Genomic DNA, 20,972 nt, shown 5'->3' on the forward strand with positions numbered 1-20,972 from the left:
ATTAGAGGTGATTTTTTTTGACTCCAAGAGAAAAAGAAATTATAAATCTTTTGAAGAAAAATCCTGGTATGTCTCAGCAAGAGATTGCTGATGAATTAAATATCACAAGGTCGGGGGTTTCCACTCACATAAATAACTTGATGGCTTCAGGCTATATATTGGGGAGGGGCTACATCTTAAGAGAAGATACCTATGTTGCAATACTTGGTGGATGCAATATGGATATAACAGGCTCAACCTTTGATAACTTGAAAGAAAGAGACTCAAATCCAGGAAAAATTGAATATTCTAGCGGTGGCGTTGGAAGAAATATTTGCGAAAACCTAGCGAGACTTGGAGTTAATACAAGTCTTCTATCAGTAGTGGGAAGAGACGATGCTGGTAAAAATATTTTGACAGAGCTTAACAGGATAAATGTTGACAGTTCAAGAGTATTAATAGCTGATGGTATCACTCCTCACTATCTTGCAATTCTTGACGAAACAAGAGACATGTACGTGGCAATCTCTGACATGGATCTTATAAAGAACATTGACAAAGATTATGTAGAGAAGAATAGAAAAATTATTGAGAATGCAGAGTTCACAATAATGGATACGAATCTTGAAGAAGAGACTCTCGATTATGTCCTAAAAAATCTAAAGGGGAAATTTTTAATTGACGGTGTTTCAACTAAAAAGGTCATGAAGATAAAGAATCTATTAGATAAGATTCACTTCTTAAAGGTAAATATTTATGAAGCTCAGGCCCTAGCTGGTTTAGAAACTGATAATATTGATAGGCTTGGAGAAGACTTAATAAAAAAAGGCTTAGAGAGTCTAGTCATAACAGCTGGTGGTCATGGATCATATTATTTTGAAAAAGATTTTAAGATGATGAGAAAGCCAAGAGAAGTTATGATAGAAAGTGCAAGTGGAGCAGGGGATGCCTTTATGGCAGGTTATGCCTATGGACTCTACAATGGTTTAGAAATTGAAGAAAGAATGGCATCTGCAGAAGCTGCAGCGAGAATAACCCTTATGAGTGCTGAATCCTGTTCAAAGGATATGAATGAAAATAATTTAAAAGGAGAAATTTATGATTAACAACGAAATGCTAAAAAAATATGTTGAGTACAGTGACGAAGTTAAAAAAGCAATGGAAGAAGGTAAGCCTGTAGTAGCTCTTGAATCTACAATTATTTCTCATGGAATGCCTTACCCACAAAATATTGAAACAGCAAAGGCTTGTGAAGAAATTATTAGAGAAAATGGGGCTGTTCCTGCAACAACTGCAATAATCGGCGGAAAAATTAAAATTGGTCTAAGCGAAGAAGAATTAGAATTTATGGCAACTTCTAAGGACATAATAAAGGCATCAAGAAGAGACTTTGCCTACATCGTCTCTCGCGGACTTAATGGTGCTACAACAGTTGCATCAACAATTATTGCATCAAGACTTGCTGGTATCAAAATCTTTGTTACTGGCGGACTTGGTGGAGTTCACAGACACGCTGAAACAACTTTTGACATTTCAAGAGACCTTGAAGAACTTGCATCAAATGACATTATGATTGTTTGTGCAGGCTGTAAATCAATCCTTGATATTGGACTTACTCTTGAATACCTTGAAACAAAGGGGGTACCAGTATTTGGTTACCAAACAGACCACATGCCAGCCTTCTTTACTAGAAAATCTGAATTTAAGGTTGACTACAATATCAAGACTCCTCAAGAAGCAGCCGAAGCAGCTAAGGCTCAATGGGAGCTTGGCCTAACTGGAGGAATTCTTCTTACAAATCCAATCCCAGAAGAAGATTCAATGGATGAAGACAAAATCAATAAGGCAATTGAGGCAGCTCTTGTTGAAGCTGAAGAAAAGGGAATCCACGGAAAAGAAACAACTCCATTCCTATTAACTAAGGTTCTTGAAGTAACTGAAGGAAAGTCGCTTGAAGCTAACATTGCCCTTGTTAAGAACAATGCAAGATTAGGTGCTGAAGTTGCAAAATACCTCTACTAATTCAAAAAAAGTTTCTGAATCAAAGGTAGTCTTCACTTATGGTGTAATGCCAACAGACCTAAATACTGGAGGCACGCTTTACGGACCGAGACTCTTTGAGATTGCAGACCACAGCTCTGGAACTTGTGCCATAAGACACACTAGGGGAAGGGTTGCTACAATTTCATGTGACAGCTTAAGCTTTCTCAAGCCAATAAACCAAGGTGACTTCTTAACTGCTACAACTTTTATATCTGGTATCGGAAACACTTCTGTAGAAGTTTTTACGAAGTTTACCAAGGAAGCTCCCATGACAGGTGAAACTGAACTTGCAGCCTTTTGCTTCTTAACTTTTAAGTGCAAGGGAACTGAGCCAGGTAAGATTCCTGCAATTATTGGAGAAAGTCTTGAAGAGAAAAAAATTATTGAGGGCTACGAAGCAAGACGTCAAATAAATAAAATTAGACAACAAAATAATAAAGATTTAAAAGAAATCCTGAAATAAAATAAAGCTGTAAGTATATTGATGTGTGCACATCATACTTACAGCTTTTGTTTTTATATAATTTAATTTTTTATAAATCTTTAATCTAAACTTATTGATGAAAAAAGTTCTTTTGTATATTCATTTCTATCTGGTGATTTTAGATCTTCTGTCTTAAATAGGTCAACTAATTCTCCGTTGTATAAAACCCCAATCCTATCACATAGGTAGGAAATTACATTTAAATCGTGAGAAATAAATAGGCAGGTGAAGTTGTACTCTTCTTGCAAAGACTTTATTAAATTTAAAATCTGTGCTTGAATACTGACATCTAGTGCAGAGACACCTTCATCTATAATCAAAAACTCTGGATCAATAATTAATGCTTGGCCTATGGCAATTCTTTGCTTTTGACCACCAGATAAACTTCTAGGATATTGGGCGAGAATATCTTCTTCCAATTCTATATCACTTAAAATTTTTGAAACTTTTTCATTTTTTTCTTCCTCACTATACAAGTTGTGAATATTTAAAATTTCTTTTAAAGAAAATCCAATAGTCTTTTTTGGATTTAAGGCTGAGTAGGGATTTTGAAAAACAACCTGAAGTTTTTTTCGATAATTAAAGAGTTCTTCCTTTGAAAACTCAGAGACATCCTTTCCCTTAAAGTAAACCTTGCCTTCACTTTCTTTCACAAGTCTTAAAATAATATTGGCAAGGGTTGTTTTACCAGATCCACTTTCTCCAACAAGACCAAATATTTCTCCCTTATTAATTGTGAGATTTATATTCTTAAGGGCTCTATTTTCTTTTTTCTTAAAGAGTAGTGAAGAAGATTTATAAACTTTTCCAACATTTTCAATTTTTAATATTTCTTCCATTTTCATCTCCAAACAAATGACAAGAAACCTTGTGTCCATTAAAGTCTATAGTTTCTGGGAATTTTTCCTTACAAATATTCATGGCGTGGTCACACCTGTCCCAGAAAGGACAGCCTTCATTGCTCCTATTTTTAAGAGCAGGAACCTTACCTCTTATGTTATAAAGCTTCTGGCCTCTTTTCTTGTATGAAGGCACGGCCTTAACAAGGGCTTTTGTATAAGGGTGCATAGGGTTCTTTGTAAGTTCCTCAGTAGGGGCAGACTCAACGATGCGACCAGCATACATAACCAAGACTCTTTTTGAAATTCTCTCAATTAAATTTAAATCATGAGATATAAAGAGAATTGCTCCATTATAAAGCTTTCCTATGTCCTTAAAAAGTTCTATTATCTGCTTGCCAATATTGGCATCAAGAGCAGTAGTTGGTTCATCGGCAATTAGTACATAGGGGTTGGCAATTAAACTCATAGCAATTACAATCCTTTGTTGCATTCCACCAGAAAGTTCGTGAGGATATTTGTTATAAACAGCTTCTGTATCTCTTAAGCCACACTTGGCCATAGTTTCTAAAACAATTTTTTTATTTTTTTCCTTAGGAAAGTCATAGTGAATTTTTAAGATTTCTTCTATTTGTTTTCCAACTTTTTGTAGGGGGTTTAAGGCAGAACCAGGCTCTTGAAATATTGTTGAGATAGACCTGGACCTGTACTTAGACCATTCTTCTTCAGACATATTTAATACTTCTCTGCCTTTGAGTTTACATGATCCAGATACTATATGGGCATCAAGGCTTTGAATCCCCAAAACAGTTTGAGTTGCCACTGTTTTTCCACAACCACTTTCTCCAACAAGACCAACAAAGTCCTTTTCATAGAGGTCAAAAGAAATATGATTTACTGCGTTTTTTAATTCGCCATTTAATTCAAAGGCAACGGTCAGGTCCTTAACTTCTAATAATTTATTCATCCTTTTTTCTCCTCTAATCTCTTATTCCTAAAGTTTTCTCCATATAGGGTAAATCCAAGAACTAATAGGGAAAGATTTACACCTGAGAACACGAAGTACCAAGGTGCTTGGTTGAAATAAGCTTGTGATTCCTTTAGCATTCTTCCCCAAGAAGGGTGAGGAGGGCGAACTCCAAGACCTAAATAGGAAAGTCCAGCTTCAGATAAAATAGCAGCAGATATTGATAAAATAATTGCCACCATAAGTTGATTTTTTATATTTGGAAAAATATGATTTTTTGCAATATAAAGAGGACTTCCACCCTTAACTATGGCTGACTTAACAAAGACAGCTTCCTTTACTTGCAAGAATCCACTACGGACAACTCTTGCAAAATAGGGAATAGACATAGTTCCTATGGCAATTATAGTATTCATAACTCCTGCTCCAAAAACAAAGACAAGCATCATGGCAAATAAGATTCCTGGGAAGGCCATTAGAGAATCTATAAATCTCATTAGGACTTCATCTACATTGCCTCCAAAATATCCTGCAGCCCCTCCAATAATTGAGCCAAAGATTAGGGCAAAAAATACAGTTCCAAAAGAAAGCATTATAGTAATTTTTGTTCCTTCCATTATCCTTGATAAGATATCACGGCCCATATTGTCAGTCCCAAATAGATGACTAAGAGAAGGCGCAAGGAATTTATTGCTTGTCACAACTTCATTGGGATCATAGGGAGTCCAAAAGATTGAAATTATAAAAATTAATAGGTAAAAAATTAAGATTGCCTTTCCAATTTTTATTGATAATTTATTTTCTCTTAACATATTAACCTCTTATTCTTGGGTCCACAATTCTGTAAAGAATGTCTATAATTAAGTTTATGATTATAACCATAAATGCAACAGCAAAAACAACTGATTGGATAAGGGGAAAGTCCCTAGAAGAAATAGATTGGACAATAAGTGATCCAATACCTGGCAGTGAAAAGACATTTTCCACAACTAGGCTTCCTCCAATACTTGAAGTAATACTAATGCCAATAATTGTTATAACAGGTACAAGTGCATTTCTAAGTACGTGCTTATATAAGATATCCTTTAAGAGAAGTCCCTTCATCCTGGCAGTCCTTACATAGTCCTTGTTAATCTCATCTAAGATTGCAGATTGCATATATCTTATTATTGTCGCAATATTTGGTATTGCAATGGCAAGAGATGGAAGGAAAAAATTGTAGAGCTTTTGGAAAAAATTTCCACTCATTGCGTTGTAAGATAAGGTCTTAAACCAACCTAGCTTAACAGCAAAAAGATAAATCAATAAAAAGGCAAGCCAAAAAGATGGAATAGAAATTCCAAGTTGGGTAATTGCAGTTATTATTGACGCATACCATTTGTCTGATTTTGCTGTAATTTGAATTGATAAGGGTATGGCAATTATAAGTGAAAGGAACAAGGAAAAAAACGTCAAATATAGGGTTACTGGTAATTTCTTAAAAAAAAGATCCTTAACAGGAACTTGATATTTTAAAGAAGTGCCCATATTTAATTTTAGTATGTCCTTAATCCAATTTGCATATCTTACTAATATAGGTTTATCAAGTCCCAGCTCTCTTTCAAGAGCTAGAACTTGAGCTTCATCCGCTTCTGTTCCTAAAATTATCTCTGCTGGATTTCCAGGTAGGACTTGGAAGACAAAGAAAATTATTAGACTTACAAAAAACAATGTAAGAAAAAGGGATATAAGCTTTTTAATAATCATTTTACTCATTTTTCTAATTTTACATCCTCAAGATTTAATTTTTGAATAGGGTATTGGTTTAAACCAGTTAAGCCCTTTCTAAGTGCTTGATTGTTTGCTGGGTCTGCTATAAATACAGATGCAGCATCTTTTGCAAGAACTTTTTGTGCATCCTTGATACTTTGAATTTCTTCTTCTTTAGTAGTAGCTTTTTCTGCTTTTGAAATAGCTTGGTCAAATTCAGATGACTTAAAGTTTATATAGTTCTTTGGATTTTCTGAAGTATATCTGCCAAGAATTTGAATTGGATCAAGATAACCTATAAATCCAACAACTGTTGCTTCGTAGTCTCTATCCTTGTAGACCTTAGTTAGCCACGTTGAAAATTCAATTGGGTCGATAGTAGTTTCAACTCCAACCTTATGAAGTTGTGCTTGGATAAGTTCAGTTGTATTCATGTGGTACTCGTAATCACTTGGAACAGTTAGTTTAAATGAAAGACCATTTTCGTAGCCAGCTTCTTTTAAAAGTTCCTTTGCCTTTTCAGGATCGTATGGATAATATTCTCCAAGATCTTCAAAGTATTCTTTTAGGGCTGGTGAGAAAGATGAAAATAGTTTAGTAGCCTTACCTTCAGCTACTGTGTTAATAATTTCATCCCTATCAATTGCATAGTTAAGTGCCAGTCTTACATTTTTATCTTGGAAGGCCTTGAGGTCATTGTTTAATCCCATAACTTGTACTAGATTTTGTGGAAAACTATTAATGTTACAAGCATCTTCAAGCTGACTAGCTTCTTCAGAACTAATACGGTCTGCTAGATCTAAGTCATTATTTTTTAGAGCCATAATCATAGTTTGTCTGTCAGCTATTTTTATAACCTCAACATTTTCAAAGTGAGCTATGTGGTCTTTGTCGTGGTAGTCTTCAAACTTTTTAAGTCTTAGACCTTCGCCAGGAGTGTAGGACTCAAACATATAAGGACCAGTTCCAATTGGCTTTGTTCCATTATATTTATAATCTTTTTCTACAATTGGTCTTAAAGTTAAATAGATAAAACCATTTTGTCTTTCCTTTAAATGAACCCTTACGTGATAGTCATCTACTAAGTCAATCTTTTCAATAATTGCAAACTTAGATGATTGGGGTTCCTTTGATGTCAAACCTGCCATTGCGTCATAAGTGTATAAAACATCTTCTGCGCTAAACTCCTTACCGTCGTGGAAATATACATCCTTCTTTAACTTAAAGTCATAGGTTTTTCCGTCTTCTGAGACAGAATAACTCTCTGCTAAATCAGGAATCAAATTTCCTTCTGTGTCTACGTCAAATAATCCGTCAAAAACTTGGTCCATAATTGTTTCAGTGTCACCTGCTGTCATTTTAAATGGATCAAGCGAATCAATGTCTGTAGACATTGCTACTCTTAGTGTGTTTTCTTCACCCTTCTTATCACTATCTCCTGCCTTGTTGCCATTAGAGCAAGATGCTAGAAGTAGTACACCTAGAAAAAGAGTCAAGACTAAAGTAATCTTTTTCATGATTCCTCCTAAAATATTATATTTGCGGCTTTCCGCGATTAAAATATAACATATAATTTATTTAATTTCCATGTAATAGAAGTAAAATCTTTTAGAGATTTTGAAATTACCAATAATAAAAAATTTTGGGGATAAAAAGAAAATATTATTCATGTTATAATAACTATTATGATAATAGGAATATGCACTTGCGAAATTTATATTTTTAATGCAAACTCTTTAAAGTCAAAGAGGTCTGTAGTTAAAAGTATTATTGAAAAGTCAAAGAACAGATTTAATATTTCAATTGCCGAAGTAGGGGAAAATGATAAGTGGCAAAAATCTATCATTGCCTTCTCAACTATTTCTAATGATCAAAGACTTGTTGAGGAAACTATTGAAAAAGTTATAAACTTTTTTGACTCCTATAGTGAAATTGAAATTATAAATATTAAGAGAGAAATATTATAAAAGTAAGGGGAATAAAGATGAAAGGAATCTTAAGTCACGAAGAGGCAGACAAGTGCCTCGATGTCTTAGAAGAAACTTATCCAGATGCCAAGTGCGAACTTGAACACACTAGTCCCTTTGAGCTTTTAGTTGCAACTATCCTATCAGCTCAATGTACTGATGTGAGAGTCAACAAGGTTACTGGAGAAATGTTTAAAAAATATAATAAGCCAGAAGACTTTGCCAATATGGATATAAAAATCTTAGAAGGTCTTGTAAAAGAATGTGGCCTATATAGGAACAAGGCTAAGAATATAAAAGCATCTTCAAATGTAATATTGGAAGAATTTAATGGAGAAGTTCCAGAAACCATTAAGGACCTAATGAAGTTACCAGGGGTTGGAAAGAAGACAGCCAATGTCGTTGCTTCAACTTGCTTTGGAGTGCCTGCTATAGCTGTGGACACTCATGTATTTAGGGTTTCAAATAGGATAGGATTTGTAAATGAAAACAATGTAGAGAAAACAGAAAAGGCTCTGCAAAATAAAATTGATAAAGATAGGTGGACCAAGGCCCATCATTTATTTATATTTCATGGAAGAAGATGCTGCACTGCAAGAAGTCCAAAGTGCCAAGAGTGCACTATCAAAGACTTTTGTAGGTATTATGAGGGGTAATAACTTAAATGAATACTTTAAGGAATAAATTTTTTAATATAAATAAAAAAGTTCTTATTGGGCTTGCTATCTTTTTAATGCTATTTTTTATTTCTATAATGTATTTTACTAGTGAGTCCTTAAATAAGGGCATATACAGGGGAATAAGGGTAGAAGATGTTGATGTATCTAACCTATCTAAAGAAGAAGCTATTAAGAAAGTAAAAATTGCTACTGATGAAAAGATAAAAAATAAAAATATAGATTTTTATTATGGAGATAAAGAGCTTCCTATTCCGCTTAGAGACTTTGGATATAGCCTAAATATAGAAGAGGCTGTTAATAGGGCCTATGACCTAGGAAGAAGTAAGGGACTTGTTAATAATTATTTGGATATTTTATCTAGTTTAATTTTTAAGAGTAATATTATGGCTGATTCAAACTTTGACGATCTTAAAAAGGATGCAGTCCTTACAAATCTTGCAAGAGAAATCCATAAAAAACCTTTGGATGCCCATCCAATTTTCAATGAAGATGGAACAATAAGTATAGCAAAATCTGAAACTGGTAGGTATCTGGACTTAACGGAAGCAAAAGAACTCTTAAATCAAGACATGCTTCATAAAGAAAAGATTGAACTTCCAGTTTACGATACAGATCCAAAAATCACATCAAGTTATTATGAGGGAATAGACAAAATTTTAGGAGATTTTAATACAGATTACTCATCTTCAATAAAAAATAGGAAAGAAAACATAAAAATTGCATCCGAAAAATTTAATAATATGAAACTAAAGCCAGGCCAAGAAATTTCCTTCAATGATACTGTTGGTGAAATAAGTGAGGAAACTGGTTTTAAAAATGCCACAGTTATTGTTGGTGGAGAATATGAAGATGGAATTGGCGGAGGTATATGCCAAGTTTCAACAACATTGTATAATTCACTTATTTTATCTGACCTTGAAATTGTAGAAAGACACAATCACTCTAGACCAATTAACTATGTTGATCTTGGGACTGATGCTGCAGTAGCAAGAGGCTACAAAGATCTAAAATTTAAAAATAATACAAATAATCCTATTATAATATTATCAGAAGCAAATGGAGAAAAATTAGATTTTAAAGTTTTGGGAAATTCTGCTGACAGAGATTATGAAGTAAAGATTATTCCTGAAAGGCTTGGAGTAGTAAGTCCTGATGTCAAGACAACTTATTCTGATTCTATACCAGAAGGAGAAACAATGGTAAAGGAAAGTGGTAAAAGAGGTTATTCCTACAAGACTTATAAAGAAATTATTAAAAATGGTGAGGTCTTAGAAAAATCAGAAATTTCAAAATCTTACTACGTTCCAAAGAGCAAGGTCTTAGTAGTTGGAACAGGAACTTCTTCTAAAAATAATGATGATGATAATGATAAAGACAACAATAAAAGTAAGAATAGCAAGAAGTCAAAGGATTCAAAGAAATCTTAAGATAAAAAGAAGGGATAATAAAAATTAATAAGGGCTTAGGCTCTTATTTTTTTGTAAGTTTTAATGATATACTTATACAAAAGGAGGTCTATATGAATAAGACAATACTTATTAGAACTATAAAAACAGCTTTGGCATCTCTTTTAGCAATAATTGTTGCTCAAGAACTTTCTCTTGAATATGCATCTGCTGCAGGAATAATTGCAATATTAAATATATTTGAAACTAGAAAGGCAACTATTGAAGGAGGACTTAAAAGAACTCTATCAGCTGTAATAGCCATTGTCATAGGTGGACTTGCTTTTGAGAAATTGGGTTATGCAACATGGGTTTTTGGACTTTACTTATTAATATTTGTACCAGTGTCCTTTCTTTTAAAAATTGAATTAGGTCTTGGACCATCAAGTGTAATTGTTACACACTTGCTAGCCTTTGGAGAAATAAATTCTTCAATTATTTTAAATGAGATGGCTCTTGTTTTTATAGGAACAGGCTTTGCAATGCTTACTAACTTTTACGCACCAAATAGTCAAGACCAGCTAAATTCTTTAGTGGCAAGTATTGATGAAGATATGAAAGCTATCTTAAATATGTTCGGTAAATCCCTAGTGGAAAATTTAGATGTAAAACTTTATGAAGACAAGATCTCAGTGTTGGAAAAGGACATAAAGAAGGCAGTAGATCTTGCAGTAATTGAAAATGATAATATGATAGAAAATAGTAGAGAAATGCTTTACAACCTTCATCTAAGAGAAAGGGAAATGAACCTCTTGGAAGATATGTATTATGATTTAAAAACTATTCCACCAGAATATTCTGATGGCAAATATATCTCAGATATCTTGATTAAAACATCTGAGAACCTAACAGAAGATGGAGACATGATAAAAGTTAAGAAGAGAATAGATTACTTAAAGGATCACTTCCACATGATGAAGCTTCCTAAAGACCATGAAGAGTTTGCAATTCGTTCAGCTGTATTTCAAGTTTTTAGAAGCTTAGATCAGTTTATAGAAATAAGTAATTATATTAACAACAAGCCAAAATATTAAAAATGCAGATTAGCTTTTACGTATTATAAGACTTGGATTTGTGATAAAATAAGCCTATGGGAATATTTGATATATTTAAGAAAAAGAAGTCGATATATAAAATACTTTTAGAGAATAATTTTGATTTAGAAAAACTTTCTAATATTAAAGATTTAAAATTATCTGATGGATCTTATGAACTCAGTATTTTAAAGGGAGAAGAAAAAATAAATCATATAAAGACTAGAGAGTTAAACAAGGCTCTTGATGATTATTATCTTAGAGATGCTAAGGCAATAGAAGAATTCGAAAATTTTTTTAAGGATAAAAGAGCCTTAGAAGCTGAGAGAAATTTCTTGACTTTTTTACTTCAAAAAATAGAATTTGATGAAAGCAAGTTAATTGGTCTTTCAATTTTACTAATGAGAGATTCCAGAAATGAAGAGTGCGTGAAATTTGGAATGCTCATGACTAAGTATTACAATCTTAGGGAAGTAAGAAGGGCCTATGAAATATTTTTAAACTTATTAAAACATCCAGCCTTTATTTATTATGGTATAGATGTTTTAAAAGATATAGATTATGGAATTATTGACGATTTGTATGAAGGCATGACAGAGATTGGAAGAGAAATAATAGAGGAGAAGGCATGGAATTAGGAAAAATACAAAAATTGACAGTTGCGTCAAAAAAAGACGGCAGAGTAAGTTTAAAAGATGAAGATGGTGAGAGAATCTTTCTTGCTAGAGGCGAGGGAGAAAATTTAAAAGTAGGAGAAGAAGTTGAGGCCTTTGTATATAACATTCACGAAGACTTTGAGGCAACTTTAAAAAGACCCTATGCTCAAGTTGGTGATTTAAAAAAATTAAAGGTTGTTGATAAAGCAAAAGTTGGTTACTTTGTAGACAATGGAATTGGCAAAGATATATTCTTGCCTTTTAAGGAATCTTTTGGCAGATTAACAGTTGGAGATGAATACCTTCTTTATCTTTACCACGACAAGAGTGATAGACTGGCCCTTACAATGAATATCAAGGATAAGCTAAGCACAGAAGGAAACTTTAAGGTAAACGACATTGTCAAGGGAACAATCTATAGCATAGGAAGGCCAGGAGCTTTTGTTGCTATAGATAACAAGTACGATGGAATGATTCCAATTGAAGAAATAAAGGGAATTTATAAAGTAGGAGAAGAAGTAGAGGCAAGAGTTCAAAGAATCCTTCAAACAGGTTTTATAACTTTGACCCTAAGAGAAAAAGCCTATAAGCAAATTGATGCTGATGCAGACTTAATTTTAGAATTACTTGAAGATAACAATGGAGTTCTAGAAATAGGAGATAAGTCAGACCCAGAGCTTATAAAAGATTTAACAGGACTTAGCAAGAAAGCCTACAAGAGAGCAGTAGGAAATCTTTATAAGAATAGAAAAATAAATATTTACGATACAAAAATAGAGTTGAAACATGGCAGAAAATAAATTTACAGGAGAAATTATAGACTTTGATTTCAAGGGACTTGGCATGACCAAGCTCAATGGAAGCCCAGTATTTTTAAATGGTGGGGTAATTGGTGATGAAGTAGAGTTTATAATTACCAAGAAAAAGAAAAACTTCTTTAAGGGAGAAATTTTAAAAATATTAGAAAGATCTAAGGACAGAGTGGAATCCCCCTGTCCTTATTTTAAAGATTGTGGTGGCTGTGACTTCCTCAATTATTCCGACGATAAAGAATTAGCTTGGAAGAAAGCAGATGTTAATAAGAATTTAAAAAAACTTGCTGGACTTGATTTAGAAGTAGAAGAAGTGATAGATTCTCCAGACAAACATCATTATAGAAATAATATGCAGTTTCAAGTTAGAGACGGTAAAATTGGACTTTTTGCAAAAAATTCTAGAGATATTGTTCCAATTAAAAAATGTATGATGCAAAAAGATTCTGCAAATGAAGTTCTTAAAATAATGTGGGGCTATAAAAAACTCAAAGACTTAAAGAGAATAGGAATTAGGACAAACTACAAGGGAGAGATTCTTTTAATACTTGTTAGCAAAAAGGGAAGAGTAGATATAAAAGATGTTTTAGGAGATTTAATAGATGCAGGAGTTAAGTCAATTTACCTAAACTACAATAAGGAAGATGGAAGGCACTACTCAAGAGAGTTCGAAAAAATTTATGGCGATGACACAATAGAAGAAAAACTCCATGGGATAAATTATAAAATTTCTCCAGAATCTTTCTTCCAAATCAATAGACCTGCAACAGAAAAATTATACAAGAAGGCAATAGACTATCTTGATCCAAAAAAAGATGATAAAATATTTGACCTATATTGTGGTGTTGGATCCATCTCACTTTCAGTTGCTAAGGAAGGTTCTGAAGTTATAGGCATAGAAATAGTTGAAAGTGCTGTCGATGATGCAAGAGAAAATGCAGAAAAAAATAACATCAAGGCTAGATTCGTGCATGGTCCAGCCGAAGAAAGCATAGAAAAACTTTGGGAAGAAGAAAAAATTTCTCCAAATAAAATTATAGTAGACCCACCAAGAAAGGGTTTAGATGAAAAATTAGTGAAATTTTTGAAAGAAAATCCAGTAGAAAGATTAGTCTATATATCCTGCAACCCAGCAACCCAAGCAAGAGATTTAAAGTCTTTAAAGGAAGTTTATAATGTAGAAAAAATTTCTTTAGTAAACTTATTTCCAAATACGGCACATGTGGAGACTATAGCGTTGATACAAAAGATGTAAATATAGAAATCCTGCATTTTAAGCAGTTTTATAAGCATTTTGTCTTCGATAAAGATGAAGAAGGATACGTCAAAAAGACTCAAAAAAATTACATGGACGTAAGAGTAGTTTTGCAACTGGTATGAGGAGACACAAAGAAAAATATAATAAGATAAAACCCATTTTATACTTTCTACAAGAGTAGCTTAAATAAGGCTGCTCTTTTTTATTTCAAAGAAAGGAGGTCAGAATGAATTTTGATTATTTTTATAATAGGCAATCTGAGATGTATAACTTCATTAGGTTACCTATGGTATTAATGGAAGATGAGATTTTTGAGAGCATTTCTATCGAAGCTAAAGTTTTGTATTCATATATGCTTAATCGAATGGGTCTTTCATATAAAAATGGTTGGATAGATGAAGATGGAAAAGTCTTTATTTACTACACAATTGAAAGTATAAAAGAGCAATTTAATTGTGCGAGTGAAAAAGCAAATAAATTAATAGCTGAACTTGATATTAAATCAGGAATAGGACTGATTGAAAAGAAAAGACAAGGACTGGGAAAGCCTAACAGAATTTATGTTAAAGACTTTATGAGCATATTTAATAATATGGGATTAAAAAATCAAGAAGTTCGAAAAACAAAATTCCAGAAGTTCGATAATCGAAATTCAAGAGATTCGAATATCGAAAGTCAAGATTTTCGAAAATCGGAAGGTAACTATAACAATATTAGTAATAATGAGTTAAGAAAGAATGATTTTAGTAAGGGACAAAAGCCTTATGGAATATATAAAAACATATTTTTGACTGATGAAGAATACAAGGACTTAACAAATGAGTTAGGAAGTAGAATTAGTGACTACATTGATAGGTTGTCGTCATATATGAAAGCAAATAACAGAGTGTATCAAGATTACAAGGCAACGATAATCAATTGGTATCTTAATGATCAGGCAAAAAACATTAATGATAATACAACAAGGAAAATGAATTACGATATAGGAGAGAGTTTATGAAGAACTTAAAAGATTTTGTATTAAGAGAAAATGATATTGAAAGAAATGGACATATTTATTGTAAGGTATGTGATAAAAGAGTCGATGGAGAATTACTTGACCTTGGCTTTACAAAGTTTATTCCCAGAATTAAATGTGAATGTGAAATAAAAAGAGATAAGGAAAATGAAGAAAGAGAAAGACTAATGAAAATATCATCGCTAAAAAGAGATTGTTTCTCATCGCCACTCCAACACCAATATAATTTTGAGAGATTCTTAAATGAAAAAGGTCAAGCTTACAAGGTTGCTTACAATTATGCTAAAAGTTTTGAACAAATGAAGGAAGACAATGTTGGACTTTTATTTCATGGAGATGTTGGCAGTGGAAAGACTTATCTTGCTTGTTCTATTGCAAATGAATTAATTGAAAGAGAACAAGTTAAAGTTAAGATTATGAATTTATCTCAGGTTATAAATCAAATACAAAAATCAGCATTTAAGCTAGATTCAAATGAAATTATAGATAACCTATCAAACATTCCGTTGTTAATTTTAGATGATCTTGGAATTGAAAGGGATACATCTTATGCAAGAGAACAAGTATATAACATTATAAACTCAAGATACTTAAAAGGTAGGCCGACAATTTTTACTACAAACTTATCATTGGAAATTATTCAAAATCCTAATATTGAACTTGAGTATCAGAGGATATATTCAAGAATACTTGAAATGACAATACCAGTTAAAGTTACGGGAGAAGATTTTAGAAGAAAAATCCATCAAGAGAAGTTAAGAAAATACAAAGAGTTACTTTTATATGGAGGTGGAATAGATGATTAATGAAGAAGTATCTAGGTCGAGTCTTAACCTTGAAGTAAGGCTTGCAAAAGCAACAAGTAAAGCAATTCTTGATGCCTTAAAGAAAGTTCACAAGCAAATAGAAGATCAAGGAGGCTTGAAAAATGTAATAAAAAATAATGGAGAAGAAGTAAAACTAAAAGATATGGTTAAAAAGGGACAGTTAGAAGAAATTAATCTAAAAGATCCTGAGTTAAAAGAATTAAAGAAAATTTTAAACAAACACGGAGTGAAGTTTTCTGTTATGAAAGATAAGGAAACTGGTAACCACTCTGTGTTTTTTCAATCTAAGGATATAAAAGTAATGGAACACGCCTTTAAAAAAGCAGTTAAGGCTTCTGAAAGAAAGGCCGATAGAAAAGATTCAATAACAAAGACTATAAATAAGTTTAAAGATATGGCTAAGGACACCATTAGTAAAGATAAAGTTAAAAATAAACATAAGGAGCAAAGCTTATGATAAGTAATTTAAAAACATTTGAAAATAAGAATTTTGGGAAACTCACTGTTATAGAAAAAGACGGTGAGTTTTTCTTTATAGCAAATGAAGTAGCAACTATGCTAGGATATGTCAATCCAAGAAAAGCTGTTTATGACCATGTAGATGAAGAAGATAAGGGTGTAACGAAATGGAACACCCCTGGAGGAATACAGAATATTTCAATAATTAACGAATCAGGATTGTATTCACTTATCCTTTCATCAAAACTACCACAAGCAAAAATCTTCAAAACTTGGGTAACTAGAGAAGTTTTACCGAGCATTAGAAAAAACGGAGGATATATAGCAAGTCAAGAAAAGAAAACTAATGAAGAGTTACTTGCAGATGCAATTCTTGTAGCCAATAGAATTATTGCCGAAAGAGAAGAAGAAATTGAAGAATTAAGACCAAAGGCAGACTATTATGACAAATTAGTAGATTATAACCTACTTACAAACTTTAGAAATACTGCCAAAGAGTTAGGAATACCACAAAATCAATTTATAAGTTTTCTAATGGATAAGGGATTAATTTACAGAGATAAGAAAAAGAAACTCTTACCTTATGCAGATAAGAACAAGGGATATTTTGAAGTAAAAGAATGGATTGATCCACTAGGTACACTTGTAGGAATACAAACATTAATAACACCAAAGGGAAGACACTACCTACTAATTTTATTAGATAGTGAAGGTTTCTACGATGAATAAGATATTAGAAGCCATTCTTTCTGATATTAAAAACTTAATTAAAATAGACAACCCAAAGAAATTTATATTATCAAACATTCCCTATTTATCCTTTTTCTACATTGGAAATATTTTTTCTAAGCACATCAATTCTTATGTAGGAGGAGATATTATTGATAGAATAATGGTGGGAATTTCTGACATAGGAACTTTATCTTATATACCAAGCCTTAATCCAAGGGACTTATTAGTAGGTATTTCAGTTGCTGCCATTGTTAAGCTAATAGTATATAGCAAAGGTAAAAACAAAAAGAAATATAGGCAAGGCAAGGAATATGGATCTGCAAGATGGGGAGAAAGTAAGGATATTGCTCCATACATTGACCCTAAGTTTGAAAACAATGTTCTTATAACTAATACCGAAAGACTAACAATGAACTCAAGACCTAAAAACCCTAAATATGCTAGAAATAAAAATGTATTAGTAATAGGTGGTTCTGGATCAGGTAAAACAAGATTTTATGTAAAGCCAAATCTAATGCAAATGCACTCTTCCTATGTAGTAACAGACCCTAAAGGCACGCTTGTGTTAGAGTGTGGGAAAATGCTTTATGAAAATGGATATGACATAAAGATATTAAACACAATAAACTTTAAAAAATCTATGAAATACAATCCATTTGCTTATTTGAGAAGTGAAAAAGATATTTTAAAGCTTGTCCAAACTATAATTGCTAACACCAAGGGAGATGGAGAAAAGGCAGGAGAAGATTTCTGGGTAAAGGCTGAGAAGCTATATTACACTGCCCTTATCGGTTATATCTATTATGAAGCACCAGAAGAAGAAAAGAACTTTAAGACACTTTTGGATATGATTGACGCAAGTGAGGTTAGAGAAGATGACGAAACCTATATGAACCCAATTGATAGGCTCTTTGAAGCTCTTGAAAAGAAAGACCCAAGTCATTTTGCAGTTAAGCAATATAAGAAATATAAGCTTGCAGCAGGAAAAACTGCTAAGTCAATTCTAATATCTTGTGGAGCAAGACTTGCACCTTTTGATATAAGAGAACTTAGAGAACTAATGAGCGAAGATGAATTAGAACTCGATAAAATTGGAGATAGGAAAACTGCCTTGTTCGTAATAATATCAGATACAGATGATACCTTTAACTTTGTAGTATCAATAATGTATTCTCAATTATTTAATCTACTATGTGATAAGGCAGATGATGTGTATGGTGGAAGACTTCCAGTTCATGTTAGATGTCTACTTGATGAGTTTGCAAATATCGGTTTGATTCCTAAATTTGAAAAATTGATTGCAACAATTCGTTCAAGAGAAATATCAGCAAGCATAATTCTGCAAGCACAATCTCAATTAAAAGCAATTTATAAAGACCATGCAGATACAATAGTTGGTAACTGTGACTCAACACTCTTTCTAGGAGGAAAAGAAAAAACAACAGTAAAAGAGTTATCAGAAACTTTAGGAAAAGAAACCATAGACCTATATAACACATCAGAAACAAGATCCAACCAAAAATCTTTTGGACTAAATTATCAAAAGACTGGTAAGGAACTTATGAGCCAAGATGAAATAACTGTAATGGATGGTGGTAAGTGTATATACCAGCTAAGAGGAGTAAGACCTTTCTTATCTGATAAATTCGATATTACAAAGCATAAGAATTACAAGTTGTTGGAAGATTATGATAAGAAAAACTTGTTTGATGTGGAAGAGTATTTAACAAATAGAGATAAAATAAAAATAAACAGGAACAGTTTGATTACAAGATTATGAATTAAGCCTAGGATAAAAATATTTTTGGTATAATATCTATATAAACCATGGAGGTAGGCATATGAGGTCTTATGAAAGTAAGGAAGAATTAAAAAATGAGATAAAGAAAACTTTTGGAAAATATATTTCAGAGTTTGATAATATCCCAGAAGAATTAAAAGATAAAAGAGTAGATCAAGTTGATAGGACACCAGCTGAAAATCTTGCCTATCAAGTAGGTTGGACAACTTTAGTTTTGAAATGGGAAGAAGATGAAAAAAAGGGAATTGAGGTTAAAACGCCATCTGACAAATTTAAGTGGAATCAACTTGGAGAATTGTATCAATGGTTTACAGATACCTATGCTCATAAATCGTTAAAGGAATTAAAAGAACAACTATCACAGAATATAGAAGATATTTACTCTTTGATAGATAATCTTACAGAGGAAGAATTATTTAAACCACATATGAGAAAATGGGCAGATGAAGCAACAAAAACTGCAACTTGGGAAGTATATAAATTTATCCATGTAAATACAGTAGCACCATTTGGAACATTTAGGACTAAGATTAGAAAATGGAAAAAACTTAATAATTTTGTGAATGTAATTAAATAATAAGGTTGGTGCTTTAATTGAATTATGAAAAATTTAAAAAAATAATAAATAGAAAAACCTCTATAATAGTATTAGATACAAATGTAATACTTGACTTAGCTCGATATTCATTATACAGTAGCAAAAACATATTAGAAATTTTCAAGGAGTGTAAGGATTTAATATGGATTCCGAATCAAGTGTATAAAGAATTTAATAAAAATAAATATAGCGTATTCGGACAATTGAAAAAAAAGTATCAAAATTTTGAAAAAGATTTACTAAGAGTAATTGAAAGGAGTCAAAAAAATTTAGAGAGTGTCTTGATTAAATCATCTAAATATAATTATTTTGGAAGAAAAAATTTGGAGAATGATTTAAATAACAAGTTAGTTGAATTAAAACAAATAATCAAATCTTATAAAAATAGTGTTGGTATTGAATATGATGAAATAACAACAGATTCTCCTGAAATAATTAAAGATATAGATAATCTTATTTCATATTTAGAAAAAAATAATAGGATAGGTAATAGGATAAGGTTTAGTGAACAATTAAAAATTATTAGAGAGGGTGAACTTAGGTATAAATATAAAATTCCGCCTGGATATGAGGACATTAATAAAGATGGAGTTGAAAAATTTGGAGATTTATTTGTTTGGAAAGAGATATTAGATTTACCAGTTGAAAAATCAGTAAAAGATATTATTTTTATTACGAATGATATAAAAGAAGACTGGTGGAGTAAGGATAGTCAAGATAATTTAGTAGTTCACGATAAATTATTAAGTGAATTTAAAGAAAAAAATCCAAATGTAAATATTGAATTTTTAACAACAGGAATGTTTCAGAATTTCGCTTCAAAAGTATATGATAGATATGATTTTAATGTTTATGTAGATTTAAATAGAAAAGATGTGTCATATGTAGAAAGAGTAAAACAAGATATTTCTAATGATATAGTTGACAGTATTTATAATAACAACTATTATTATCTAGAATCGTATGTTATTGGAAGTGAGGGTATTGAAGAATTAGATATAAATAATTGTGAATTCAATGAGATATTAGATACTTATGAAGAGTTTACAGACGAGATTGTTAGTATAACTTATGAGCTAGAATATTTAATAAATTTAAGTTGTGTATCCTTTGATTATTGGGGACGTGATGATGATACAAAAGAAGTCATACAATCACCACCAATAGAACAAGAATTTAGTGGAAGTGTCATAGTTAATGTCACAAGATTAATTAATAAAGATGATATCGAAGAAGATTCTTTTTATATTAATAATGATAAAGAATATACAGATATTGAAATAATTGAAATTCAGATAGATCAAGATTCTATAAACAAAAATGAAGAAGACTACGATGACTCTTATTTAGAAGAGGAGAATTACAATAATGATTATGCATTTATTTGCTCTAAATGTGGAAAGGGATTTAAGGATAGGCGAGAAGATGTAGGTGGTATTTGTCGAGATTGTTCATTTAATGATTAATAATATAGGATATTTTATTAAAGCAGTAATTATAAAGTTTACTGCTTTTTTTATACTCAAAATTAGGAGGTTAAAATGATAAGGATAAGAAGTCCCACTTAAAACAATTTAATATATAAGACATTTAGCGATTGAAATATAAGTTCAGTCGCTTTTTT

Annotated in this window: 22 protein-coding genes; 17 read left to right on the forward strand and 5 right to left on the reverse strand. The window is 31.8% G+C overall.

Annotated elements, in window-relative coordinates; genetic code table 11:
• The first annotated feature begins 17 nt into the window (after positions 1–17).
• Genes HMPREF3023_RS06030 through HMPREF3023_RS06040 form a run of 3 tightly spaced genes read left to right on the forward strand, consistent with a single transcriptional unit; the run spans position 18 to position 2,485 of the window.
• Entirely contained in the window at positions 18–1,085 is a 1,068-nt protein-coding gene (locus tag HMPREF3023_RS06030; protein ID WP_070701728.1) for a carbohydrate kinase, read from the forward strand.
• Positions 1,078–2,001, forward strand: a complete 924-nt coding sequence (locus HMPREF3023_RS06035) for a pseudouridine-5'-phosphate glycosidase (RefSeq protein ID WP_070701730.1) — start codon at positions 1,078–1,080, stop codon at positions 1,999–2,001. Before HMPREF3023_RS06030 ends, HMPREF3023_RS06035 begins: the two co-directional genes overlap by 8 nt.
• Positions 1,973–2,485, forward strand: a complete 513-nt coding sequence (locus HMPREF3023_RS06040; RefSeq protein ID WP_246829191.1) for an acyl-CoA thioesterase — start codon at positions 1,973–1,975, stop codon at positions 2,483–2,485. The genes HMPREF3023_RS06035 and HMPREF3023_RS06040 overlap by 29 nt, the downstream gene beginning before the upstream one ends.
• Positions 2,486–2,565: 80 nt before the next feature.
• Here HMPREF3023_RS06040 and HMPREF3023_RS06045 read toward each other — a convergent pair whose 3' ends face one another.
• The 5 genes from HMPREF3023_RS06045 to HMPREF3023_RS06065 are packed head-to-tail and all read right to left on the reverse strand — an operon-like array spanning position 2,566 to position 7,578.
• The gene (locus tag HMPREF3023_RS06045; RefSeq protein ID WP_070701733.1) at positions 2,566–3,345 is read right to left on the reverse strand and encodes an ABC transporter ATP-binding protein; all 780 of its coding nucleotides are present in this window, start codon (positions 3,343–3,345) and stop codon (positions 2,566–2,568) included.
• Positions 3,323–4,312 (reverse strand): ABC transporter ATP-binding protein, encoded by a 990-nt coding sequence (locus HMPREF3023_RS06050; RefSeq protein ID WP_070701735.1) that lies wholly within the window; start codon positions 4,310–4,312, stop codon positions 3,323–3,325. Before HMPREF3023_RS06050 ends, HMPREF3023_RS06045 begins: the two co-directional genes overlap by 23 nt.
• A complete protein-coding gene (locus tag HMPREF3023_RS06055; RefSeq protein WP_070701737.1) occupies positions 4,309–5,124 on the reverse strand; it encodes an ABC transporter permease in 816 nt (271 codons plus the stop codon). The genes HMPREF3023_RS06050 and HMPREF3023_RS06055 overlap by 4 nt, the downstream gene beginning before the upstream one ends.
• A 1-nt stretch (position 5,125) precedes the next feature.
• Positions 5,126–6,067: an ABC transporter permease gene (locus HMPREF3023_RS06060; RefSeq protein ID WP_070701739.1), complete on the reverse strand. Its 942-nt coding sequence runs from the start codon at positions 6,065–6,067 to the stop codon at positions 5,126–5,128.
• Positions 6,064–7,578 carry an ABC transporter substrate-binding protein gene (locus HMPREF3023_RS06065; protein WP_070701741.1) on the reverse strand — a complete coding sequence of 505 codons (1,515 nt, stop codon included), beginning with the start codon at positions 7,576–7,578 and terminating at the stop codon, positions 6,064–6,066. The genes HMPREF3023_RS06060 and HMPREF3023_RS06065 overlap by 4 nt, the downstream gene beginning before the upstream one ends.
• A gap of 168 nt (positions 7,579–7,746) precedes the next feature.
• Here HMPREF3023_RS06065 and HMPREF3023_RS06070 point away from each other — a divergent pair, with 168 nt between their 5' ends.
• From HMPREF3023_RS06070 to HMPREF3023_RS06135, 14 genes are all read left to right on the forward strand, one after another.
• A complete protein-coding gene (locus tag HMPREF3023_RS06070; protein ID WP_070701743.1) occupies positions 7,747–8,028 on the forward strand; it encodes a DUF503 domain-containing protein in 282 nt (93 codons plus the stop codon).
• A 17-nt stretch (positions 8,029–8,045) separates the two neighbouring features.
• Positions 8,046–8,684, forward strand: a complete 639-nt coding sequence (nth, locus tag HMPREF3023_RS06075) for an endonuclease III (RefSeq protein WP_070701745.1) — start codon at positions 8,046–8,048, stop codon at positions 8,682–8,684.
• Positions 8,685–8,782: 98 nt separating this feature from the next.
• Positions 8,783–10,135 carry a VanW family protein gene (locus HMPREF3023_RS06080; RefSeq protein WP_246829192.1) on the forward strand — a complete coding sequence of 451 codons (1,353 nt, stop codon included), beginning with the start codon at positions 8,783–8,785 and terminating at the stop codon, positions 10,133–10,135.
• Positions 10,136–10,227: 92 nt separating this feature from the next.
• Positions 10,228–11,187, forward strand: coding sequence for an aromatic acid exporter family protein (locus HMPREF3023_RS06085; RefSeq protein ID WP_070701749.1), 960 nt, complete (start codon positions 10,228–10,230; stop codon positions 11,185–11,187).
• Between the two features lie 56 nt (positions 11,188–11,243).
• Entirely contained in the window at positions 11,244–11,825 is a 582-nt protein-coding gene (locus HMPREF3023_RS06090; protein WP_070701751.1) for a hypothetical protein, read from the forward strand.
• The gene (locus HMPREF3023_RS06095; RefSeq protein ID WP_070701753.1) at positions 11,816–12,643 is read left to right on the forward strand and encodes a CvfB family protein; all 828 of its coding nucleotides are present in this window, start codon (positions 11,816–11,818) and stop codon (positions 12,641–12,643) included. The genes HMPREF3023_RS06090 and HMPREF3023_RS06095 overlap by 10 nt, the downstream gene beginning before the upstream one ends.
• Positions 12,630–13,910: a 23S rRNA (uracil(1939)-C(5))-methyltransferase RlmD gene (gene rlmD / locus HMPREF3023_RS06100; protein ID WP_070701755.1), complete on the forward strand. Its 1,281-nt coding sequence runs from the start codon at positions 12,630–12,632 to the stop codon at positions 13,908–13,910. The genes HMPREF3023_RS06095 and rlmD overlap by 14 nt, the downstream gene beginning before the upstream one ends.
• A 229-nt stretch (positions 13,911–14,139) precedes the next feature.
• Positions 14,140–14,913 carry a replication initiator protein A gene (locus tag HMPREF3023_RS06105; RefSeq protein WP_070701757.1) on the forward strand — a complete coding sequence of 258 codons (774 nt, stop codon included), beginning with the start codon at positions 14,140–14,142 and terminating at the stop codon, positions 14,911–14,913.
• A complete protein-coding gene (locus HMPREF3023_RS06110) occupies positions 14,910–15,737 on the forward strand; it encodes an ATP-binding protein (RefSeq protein WP_000793094.1) in 828 nt (275 codons plus the stop codon). The genes HMPREF3023_RS06105 and HMPREF3023_RS06110 overlap by 4 nt, the downstream gene beginning before the upstream one ends.
• Complete coding sequence (locus HMPREF3023_RS06115; protein WP_008902093.1) at positions 15,730–16,215, forward strand: PcfB family protein; 486 nt, start codon at positions 15,730–15,732, stop codon at positions 16,213–16,215. The genes HMPREF3023_RS06110 and HMPREF3023_RS06115 overlap by 8 nt, the downstream gene beginning before the upstream one ends.
• Positions 16,212–16,946: a phage antirepressor KilAC domain-containing protein gene (locus HMPREF3023_RS06120; RefSeq protein ID WP_070701759.1), complete on the forward strand. Its 735-nt coding sequence runs from the start codon at positions 16,212–16,214 to the stop codon at positions 16,944–16,946. The genes HMPREF3023_RS06115 and HMPREF3023_RS06120 overlap by 4 nt, the downstream gene beginning before the upstream one ends.
• Positions 16,939–18,729, forward strand: a complete 1,791-nt coding sequence (locus HMPREF3023_RS06125) for a VirD4-like conjugal transfer protein, CD1115 family (RefSeq protein ID WP_070701761.1) — start codon at positions 16,939–16,941, stop codon at positions 18,727–18,729. The genes HMPREF3023_RS06120 and HMPREF3023_RS06125 overlap by 8 nt, the downstream gene beginning before the upstream one ends.
• A gap of 61 nt (positions 18,730–18,790) precedes the next feature.
• Positions 18,791–19,327 carry a ClbS/DfsB family four-helix bundle protein gene (locus tag HMPREF3023_RS06130; protein ID WP_001258251.1) on the forward strand — a complete coding sequence of 179 codons (537 nt, stop codon included), beginning with the start codon at positions 18,791–18,793 and terminating at the stop codon, positions 19,325–19,327.
• Between the two features lie 17 nt (positions 19,328–19,344).
• Positions 19,345–20,814, forward strand: coding sequence for a PIN-like domain-containing protein (locus tag HMPREF3023_RS06135; protein ID WP_001105422.1), 1,470 nt, complete (start codon positions 19,345–19,347; stop codon positions 20,812–20,814).
• Positions 20,815–20,972 lie beyond the last annotated feature (158 nt).

This window comes from Peptoniphilus sp. HMSC075B08 (genome assembly GCF_001815405.1).
In the GTDB taxonomy this organism is placed as follows: Bacteria; Bacillota; Clostridia; order Tissierellales; family Peptoniphilaceae; genus Peptoniphilus_A; species Peptoniphilus_A harei.